Raw genomic sequence first — 8,323 nt, forward strand, 5'->3', positions numbered from 1 at the left:
GACAGTTTCTGTCAGGGATGGGCCGTACTCCACAAGCATCAGGTCGCGCACGACCGCGCGCTTCGAGGCCAGAGGAGGCCGTCATGATGGGGTCCAAGGGACTGCTGAGTGTCGACGATGGGGGCGTGGGTGGACTGCCGGTGGTGTTCGTCCATTCCAGCGCCGGCAGCACCACGCACTGGGCCGCGCAGCTGTCGCATCTGCGCGAGCACCGCCGTGCCTTGGCACTGGACCTGCGTGGCCACGGGAAGTCCGAGCTGCCACGGGACGGCGGCTTCGCCGTGGAGGACTTCGCGCGGGATGTGGGGATGGTGGTGGATGGGCTGGGGCTTCAGCGCTTCGTGCTGGTGGGGCACAGCCTGGGCGGAGCCGTCTGCGTGGCCTACGCGGGGGCGCATCCGGGCCGCGTCGCGGGGTTGTTCCTCCTCGCCCCGGCCTCGGATGGACGCTCGATGCCCGCGGAGCAGGCCCAGGACTTGATGGCGGTGCTGGGGACCGAGGCCTGGAGCGCGGTGGTGGAGGAGGCCTGGGGCCCCATGTTGGCGCCGTCCCGGCCGGAGGTGCGCGAGCGGGTGCTCTCCGAGATGCGCGCCACGTCCCAAGAGGGCGTCCGGGGCGGACTGGGAGCCCTGCTGGACTTCGACCCCGTGACGCCGCTGCGGCGCTACTCGGGGCCGCGTCTGTCGGTAGTGACGGCCTTCAACGAGGAACCGGGCTCGTATCACCACCTGGTGCCGGAGCTGCCGCACGCGAAGGTGGAGGGCACGGGGCACTGGGTGCAGCTCGACGCGCCGGACGAGGTGAATCGGCTGCTGGACGGCTTTCTCGCCACGGTGCGCTGAGCGCGCGGGTTCGCCGCGCGTGTTATCTAGGGCCCGTGCCCCGGCCCAAGCTGCACAGCGACGAAGCCATCCTCGACGCCGCCATGTCCGTGTTGCTTCGGAGCGGGCCGGGCGCATTCACGCTGAATGACGTGGCCGTCGCGGTGGGCATGTCTCGCGCGGCGCTTATCCAGCGCTTCAAGAACAAGGAGCACCTCTACTTCCGGCTCATGGAGCGGACCGCCGAGCAGAAGCGCGAGTACTTCGCCGGTCTGCCCGTGGAAGTCGGAGCACAGGGCCTCTGGCGTTTCCTGAAGACGCTGGTCTCGGTGATGGGGGAGGGCGAGGCGCTCGACGCACACCTGCTCCTGGCCTGGGAGGACGTGAGAGACCCCACGTTGAGGCGGATGGCGCATGAGCGGAATCTGCTCGTGCGCGACGCCATCGCCGTCCGGCTTCCTCCCTCCGTCGACCGTGGCGCGGTGTCCGCCTTGCTTCAAGACGTCATCGTGGGTGCGACGATGCAGTGGTTGGTGGAGCGGACGCCGCCGTTGACGGAGTACGTTCTCGCTCGCTTGCGCACGTTGCTCGGGTGCGTGTTTCCACGAGAGTCCTTCGACTGAAGGTTGCATCGCTTGGAGGGGCGCCCAAAGGGTGCGGGTTGTTAATAACCGACGCGTCGGTTATTAATCCCGCGTCCACGCCAGTTCCTGGCCGTCGAAAGGGGTTCCTGGATGTCTGAGCGCATCATCGAATCGGGCGACATTCGGCTCTGCACCGAGCACTTCGGGCGCGAGGGCGACGCCCCCGTGCTGATGTTGATGGGGGCGGCCAGCTCGATGCTGGGTTGGCCCGACGGGCTCATGGAGCAGCTCGCGCGGACGGGGCGCTTCGTCATCCGCTACGACCACCGCGATACGGGGCGCTCCTCGCACGGTGTGCCAGGCGCCACGTCCTACACGCTGGACGACCTCGCCTCCGATGTCATCTCCGTGCTGGATGGATATGGCATCGAGCGCGCGCACCTCGTGGGAATGTCATTGGGCGGCCTGCTCTGCCAGATGGTGGCGTTGAAGTACCCGGAGCGAGTCCGCTCGCTGACGCTCATCAGCGCCCAGATTTTCTCGGAGCCTGACTTCGAGGACCCGGGCATGGACCCGGCGGTGCTCGCGCACTTCCAGCGGGCCGCCACGCTGAACTGGTCCGACGAGGCGGAGGCCATCGGCTTCCAGGTCGAACTCTCACGGTTGTGCGTGGGCCGTGCGCGGAGGCCGTTCGACGAGGCCCGGGTGCGGGCGCGAGCAGTACAGGACTACCGGCGCGCGCTCGCGCCTCAATGTGCATTGAACCACGCGGGGCTGTCCGGTGGCCTGGAGTGGTACGGCCGGACGCGTGAGATTGAAGCGCCGCTGCTGGTCATCCACGGCTCGGTGGACCCGGTCATCGACCATGCGCATGGCGTGGCCTTGAGCCGTGCCGTCAAGGGCGCGCGCCTGGTGACACTGCAGGACGCGGGGCATGACCTGCACCCGGATGACTGGGAGACGATGACCCGGGCCATCACCGCCCATACCTCGGCGGCGAGTCCGCCTCACGGCGCTCGCTGATCTGTCACAGTACCGGCATGGGGCCCTTGTTCGCCTACAGCCTCGTGCCTGTCCTCTCCGTGTCGCTGCTGCTGTTCTTCACGGCCGCGCTTCGGGGACACAACGCGCGAGGCCTGGCGCTCTACTGTCTGGCGACCGCGGGGTGGACGGGCGCGCTGCTGCTCCTCTGCATCCCGTCCCTGGCGTGGGTGGGGGAGCGCTTCGTCGCGGGTGGGGCCTTCGTCGCGGCGGCGTACCTGCACTCCGCCTATGACGTGACCCGGCAGCGCTCCTATCGGCTGGTGGTGCTCGCGTACGGCGTGGCGGTGGTGGTGACGGGCATTGGCGCGTTCCTCCCCAACGTCCTGCACGGGCCGCTGGCGATGGGGCGAGGTCCCCTGTTCTGGCCCACCATGGTGCTCGCCGTGGCGGCGGCGAGCGTGCCGCTGGTGCATCTGTCGCGCGCGTACCGCGGCGAAGCTCCCGAGCGACGGCCCATCCTCCTCAGTCTGGGCATCGCCGGGCTGCTCGCGTACCTGGGCAGTATCGGCAACGCCCTGTTGCTGTCGGGCGGGTACGCGTTGCCTTTCGGGATGTACCTGGTGCTGGCGGCGCTGCTGGTGCTGGTGCACGTCATCAATGCCCATCAGCCAGCCGCGGACCGACGGCTGCTCGAACGCAGCCTCGTCTACTCCGCGGTGGCGGCGGTGTTGTCCGCGGGCTTCCTCTTTGGCGTATTGACGCTGCTGTCGGGCAGCGGGCAGCCGTTCCTCACCGAGTACCGCGTAGGTGCCTTCTTCCTCCTGGCCCTGGCCGCGCTCGCGTTCGAGCCCGTGCGTCAGGCGCTTCAGGCCTGGCTGGGGCGCCGGCTCCTCAAGGGCCGGGCCACCAGTGACGAACTGGCCGTGGCGCTCGCTCGCGAGGAGGCCCGCGCGGACCAATCCGCGCGGCTGGCGGAGCTGGGACAATTCACGTCCGCGGTGGCCCATGAGGTCCGCAATCCGTTGGGCGTGCTCGCCGCGCACCTCAAGCTGCTGGAGCGAAGGGGCGGGGACCCGGACACGGTGGCGGCCATGCGGGAGCAGATCGACCGCGCCAGTCACTTCGTGGACGAACTGCTGCGCTATGGCCGCCCGCGCCCGCTGGACCTGCGCCGCGTGGATGTCTCAGCCACCGTCGCGCTGGCGTACTCCACCGCGCGGCAGGGACTGGGCTCGCTCGCGCCCGACGTCTCCTTCGAGCCCGAGGAGGTCGCGTCGCTCACGGTGGAGGCCGACCAGTCCCAGCTCTCACAGGTGATGGTCATCCTGTTGGAGAATGCCCTGCTCGCCCTGAGAGACGTGCCCGCACCGCGGTTGAGGACCTCCATTGAGCAGGCGAACGGCCGGTTGCTCGTCCGGGTGGAGGACAGCGGTCCTGGCATTCCACCGGAGCTGCTGCCCCGGCTCTTCCAGCCCTTCGTGACGGGTCGCAAGCGCGAGGGACCTCGGCCGGGGACGGGCTTGGGGCTGGCCATCGCGCGAGGCATCGCCGAACGGCATGGCGGACGTTTGAGTGCGGGACGCTCGGAAGCCCTGGGGGGCGCGGCGTTGACGTTGGAATTACCCGTGGCGCAGCCTGCCTCGATTTCCGCCGCGCTGGCCTGACGCCGGCCTGTCCCTGGCCCGCGGGACGGCAGGGATGTCGGTGAGCGAGCGCAACTCGATGCGATTGAGTCTGCTTCACGACGGCCTTCCAAGGATTGCCCCGGACTTCGTTTCGATAGGCGTGGAAGGAGTCCGGGTCGATGAGCGGCCAACGCATTGCCACAGTCATTCGCATTCCTGTGGCCTACAGTACGGATGTGCATCCCGACGGGTTCGAGGAGTTCGCGCATCGTGTCAGGCCCATGCTGTTGGCCCTGGCGAGACGGTTGTGCGGTCAGGGGGGCATCGATCCGGAAGACCTGGTGCAGGAGGCGCTCACGCGCGGACTGCTGCATCACGGGGCACTCGCCGCGCAGCCGGAGCCCGTCTACAGGGCGTGGCTGTGTCGGGCGATGACCAATCATTTCCTCGACCAGTGCCGCAAGCGGCGCTCGGAGTTGCTGGAGCAGGACCGTCCGGAGCTGCGGCTGGTGCGCGAGGGCGTGGCGGCCCCCGAGCCGGAGGCGATGGAGGTCTGGGAGCACATCTCGGAGAAGGACTTCCAGGCGGCCATCGCCCAGTTGTCGAATCCCAGGGTGCGTGAGGCGTATTCGCTGCATGCCTCGGGGTTTCGCTACCGCGCCATCGCCCTGCGCATGGGGGTCCCCGAAGGCACCGTGGGGAGCTGGCTCTATCAAGCCCGCAAGGAGTTGAAGGCGCTTCTGCTGCCGCTCACCGGGAGCGACGGAGGGGGCAGCGCATGATGGGGACGCTCTGCAACAGGCTGTCCCTCTTCCTCGACGGCGAGCTGCCGCCCGTGGACGAGGAGAACTTCCGGCATCACCTCGCTCGCTGTGACCCCTGCGCGTCCGGCCTGCATGAAGCCATGCAACTGGAGCTGCTGGGCTTCCATGTGATGGGGGATCCGCGGGTGTTGGCGCACGAGCAGGAGGACGCGCCCGAAACCTGGACGGCGTCCGATGCGCCCAGGACACGTGCTCCGGCCGAAGTGCCAGGGCGCCCTCACTGGCGCTGGGCCCCGTTCGCGGTGGGCGCCGTGGCGGCGGCCATCGTCCTGGTGCTCGTCGTCAAGAGCGCCGGTGAGCGGGGTTCCCAGCAGGAGGTCTGGCTCGCGCAGACGTCGTCGCGCCTCATCGAGGCGAGGGTCGCCTATGCACGCGCGGACGGACACCGGCCCTATGTGCCCCTGCGCGCGGGTGTCAGTGGTTCTCCGGGCGGGGCTGGCTCGGCATTGCCGCTCCGGGCGTTGGCGGATCTGGAGGACCAGGGGGACCTGCATGGCATTGCCGCCGCGTACCTGGTCCGCAGGGACCTGCGGCAAGCCTCCGACTTCCTCCACCGGATGTCGCCGTCACCGGACCGGGACAGCGACCTGGCCATCGTCGCGTTGGAGCAGGGGCATCCGGAACAGGCGCTGGCGCTGCTGGACGGGGTATTGCGACAAGCGCCCGAGCACGCCCAGGCGCAGTGGAACCGGGCGCTGGTGCTGCGGGAGATGGGGCTGACGCTGCTGGCCGCGGAGGCGTTCGACGCGGTGGTGAAGCGCGGGGAGCCGGGCTGGAGCGAGGAGGCGCGGATCCGCGCGCGGGCGCTCCGGCAGCAGACGCAGGCGCGTGGGCGGGCCTGGAAGGGGGCTCGCGCGGCGGTGCGGGACCTGATGGTGGACGCGCAGGCGCGGCTCCCGCTGGAGGAGGCGAAGCGCTTTCCTGGCATCGTCCGGTTGGCGTTCTACGACGCGGTGAGGGCCGCGCCGTCGCGGGAATGGACCCTGCGCCTGCTTCCGCTGGCGGACGTGTTGGACGGCGTCCAGGGCGGCGAGGTGCTTCGTGGCTACGTGCAGCGTGTGGCGGAGCGGGACTTCAGCCGTCGTGCACCCCTGGCGGCGGACTACGCGAAGCTCGTGCGGGGCGAGCTGTCCTCGCCAGCGCGCTTCCTGGAGACGCTGCGGCGTTCGGGCGAGGACGACCTGTACCTGGGCGGGCTCATCAATCAGAAGGCAGGCGCGCGCCACCTGGAGGATTTCACGCGGCTGGCCCGTGCGGCCGAGGACCCGTGGTTGTCGCTGCTGGCCGAGCGGGAGCTGGCGGGCGCCGAGGAGCGCGCGGGCGAATGGTGGAAGGCGGAGGCGCGGCTTCGCGCGGCCGTGGGGGCCTGTCAGGGCAAGGGGCTGTCCTACCGCTGCGCCACGCTGAAGAAGCGGCTGTCGGACCTCTATCTCGCGCTCAACCGCCCGGCGGAGGCTTTCGAGCAGGCGTGGAGTGGCTGGCTGGCGTCCCGGGAGCAGGAGGAATGGGAGCTGGAGCAACAGTTCCTCCAGGAACTGGCGCACATCGCTCGCTACCGGTTGGACATCACCAGCGCGCGCGCCTACCTGCGCGAGTCCCTGGCGCGAACGCCCGACGTCTGCGAGCAGCGCACCTACGTGCACCGCAACCTGGCCTACCTGTCGTGGCTGGAGTTCGACGCGCACGAGGCGCGGAACGAGCTGGAGCTGGCGCAGGAGTGTGGCCGGCCACTGGGGCTGCCCGGCGCGCTGTTGTTGTCGTACCTGGCGCGCTTCGGCTCGGACAGCCAGGACGCGGACCTGTTGCGCCGCACGCTGGCCGAGCTGCACCGGGGGCAGCCCTCCCCGGGCAAGCTCGCGCAGATGCGCTTCGCCGAGGGGCAGTTCGTGCTGGAGCGCGACCGCGCCACCGGGCTGGAGCTGCTTCGCGGCGCCATCCAACAGGCGGAGGCCCTTCCCAACGATGTGGACGCGCGCAAGACGCGCATGGGGGCCTACAACGTCCTGGCGCACGAGGCAGGCCGCACGGGCGCCCCAGGTGAGGCCCTGGCGCTCATGGGCGCCGCGCTTCAGGTGGAGGTCCCCGCGCGATGTGTGCTGGGCGTCGCCGTGGACTACGAGCGCTCGGTGGTCGCGCTGCGTGGCGCGACGGGCGAGTTGCAGGGGCACTTCGATGCCAGCCGCGCGGAGCCCCTGGGGCGGGACGCCTCCGGGCTGGTGCCGCCGTCGCTCCAGGCCGCCTTGATGGGCTGCGAGCGGGTGGACGTGCTCGCGCTGCCGCCGGTGCATGGCCTGCGGGGGCTGCTGCCCGCGGAGCTCGCCTGGAGCTACCGCGTGGGGCGGCCCGGAGGAGCGTCTCCCGTGCCGGCTCGAGGCGGCGGGCCGCACCTCGTGGTCAATGGGGTGGAGGCGCCCGCGGCGCTGGGCCTCCCGCGGTTGCTTCCATTGGAGCCGCCGCACGCGCCGGACCCGCAGCGAATCGAGCTGTCGGGCATGCAAGCCACGCCAACCCGGGTGCTGGCGGCCATGGCGCAGGCCAGTGAGGTGGAAATCCACGCGCACGGCGCCTTCAGCCCCGAGATGTCAGACGCCTCGCTGGTGGTGCTGGCGCCTGAACCCGATGGCCGATACGCGCTGTCCGCCCCCCAGGTCCGCGCGCTGAAGCTGGAGCGCGCGCCGCTCGTGCTTCTGGCCACGTGCAGTGCGGCAAGAGCCACGCCCTTCCTTCATGAGTCCTTCAGCCTGCCGGTGGCCTTCATCGAAGCAGGCGCGGCCACGGTGCTGGCCTCCACGGTGGAAATCCCCGACTCGGCGGGGCGCTTCTTCGAAGCGGTGCGTGAGCGCATCCGGAGCGGCGCACCGGCGGCCCTCGCGCTCCGTGACGCGCGGCGCACGTGGCTGGCGGCCAACCCCTCTGCGGACTGGGTCCACGGCATCCTCCTCTTCGAATGATGGCCAAGGAATCCGACCCGGTGCGTAGTACCAAGGCGGAGGCGGGGAGATGGCATGCCGCCGGGCCCCGCCGGTGCCGCGCAGAGGGGGATGCGATGGTGAAGAAGCTTTCGAAGAAGTCGAAGCGCGATGGGGCGGTGGTGAGCATCAACCCGCATGACCCACCGCCGGAGCCCACCCCGGGTCTGACGGCACACCCGCCGTTCTCGGCGAGGATGTCCGTCGTCCCGTCCGTGAATACGGCGTCTCATCCGGACGGCTCGGACAACGCACGTCGTAAATAAGTGACAGTTTTCCGGATTGTCCTGAATCGCGACGGCGATACAGGTTTTACGGGGCGCCTCCGCTCGGGGCGCCCCGGATTTTTTTGAACAGAATGCACAATAAAAAGGGCTGGGTCCGTATCTGAGATTGAGGGGGCGTTGGTCGCGAGCCCCCGAGAAGAGGGGGAGAGATGTTTCGTGGTGACGCGCGGGGCCAAGGGGATGCGAGCGGTTTCTGGGCACCTGAGGAGGGGCGTGGGGCGATGGGAGG

Annotated in this window: 7 protein-coding genes; all 7 read left to right on the top strand. The window is 69.8% G+C overall.

From position 1 onward, the window contains the following. The first annotated feature begins 83 nt into the window (after positions 1-83). The gene (locus tag FL344_RS31525) at positions 84-842 is read left to right on the top strand and encodes an alpha/beta fold hydrolase (RefSeq protein WP_141621131.1); all 759 of its coding nucleotides are present in this window, start codon (positions 84-86) and stop codon (positions 840-842) included. Between the two features lie 35 nt (positions 843-877). Then, a complete protein-coding gene (locus FL344_RS31530) occupies positions 878-1,444 on the top strand; it encodes a TetR/AcrR family transcriptional regulator (RefSeq protein WP_141621132.1) in 567 nt (188 codons plus the stop codon). 111 nt (positions 1,445-1,555) lie between these two features. Then, the gene (locus FL344_RS31535) at positions 1,556-2,428 is read left to right on the top strand and encodes an alpha/beta fold hydrolase (RefSeq protein WP_141621133.1); all 873 of its coding nucleotides are present in this window, start codon (positions 1,556-1,558) and stop codon (positions 2,426-2,428) included. Positions 2,429-2,445: 17 nt separating this feature from the next. Then, positions 2,446-4,053, top strand: a complete 1,608-nt coding sequence (locus FL344_RS31540; RefSeq protein WP_141621134.1) for a sensor histidine kinase — start codon at positions 2,446-2,448, stop codon at positions 4,051-4,053. 140 nt (positions 4,054-4,193) lie between these two features. Next, positions 4,194-4,796, top strand: a complete 603-nt coding sequence (locus tag FL344_RS31545) for an RNA polymerase sigma factor (RefSeq protein ID WP_141621135.1) — start codon at positions 4,194-4,196, stop codon at positions 4,794-4,796. Further along, positions 4,793-7,789 (top strand): CHAT domain-containing protein, encoded by a 2,997-nt coding sequence (locus FL344_RS31550; protein WP_141621136.1) that lies wholly within the window; start codon positions 4,793-4,795, stop codon positions 7,787-7,789. The genes FL344_RS31545 and FL344_RS31550 overlap by 4 nt, the downstream gene beginning before the upstream one ends. 95 nt (positions 7,790-7,884) lie before the next feature. Beyond that, positions 7,885-8,073 carry a hypothetical protein gene (locus tag FL344_RS31555; RefSeq protein ID WP_141594274.1) on the top strand — a complete coding sequence of 63 codons (189 nt, stop codon included), beginning with the start codon at positions 7,885-7,887 and terminating at the stop codon, positions 8,071-8,073. The last annotated feature ends 250 nt before the right edge of the window (positions 8,074-8,323 follow it).

The organism is Myxococcus sp. AB036A, assembly GCF_006547355.1.
Lineage (GTDB): Bacteria > Myxococcota > Myxococcia > Myxococcales > Myxococcaceae > Myxococcus > Myxococcus virescens.

Excerpts from the sequence above, each read along its gene's own strand:
- FL344_RS31550 (WP_141621136.1), top strand. The coding sequence starts at position 4,793 with ATGATGGGGACGCTCTGCAACAGGCTGTCCCTCTTCCTCGACGGCGAG.
- FL344_RS31525 (WP_141621131.1), top strand. The coding sequence starts at position 84 with ATGATGGGGTCCAAGGGACTGCTGAGTGTCGACGATGGGGGCGTGGGT.
- FL344_RS31540 (WP_141621134.1), top strand. The coding sequence starts at position 2,446 with ATGGGGCCCTTGTTCGCCTACAGCCTCGTGCCTGTCCTCTCCGTGTCG.
- FL344_RS31555 (WP_141594274.1), top strand. The coding sequence starts at position 7,885 with ATGGTGAAGAAGCTTTCGAAGAAGTCGAAGCGCGATGGGGCGGTGGTG.
- FL344_RS31545 (WP_141621135.1), top strand. The coding sequence starts at position 4,194 with ATGAGCGGCCAACGCATTGCCACAGTCATTCGCATTCCTGTGGCCTAC.
- FL344_RS31535 (WP_141621133.1), top strand. The coding sequence starts at position 1,556 with ATGTCTGAGCGCATCATCGAATCGGGCGACATTCGGCTCTGCACCGAG.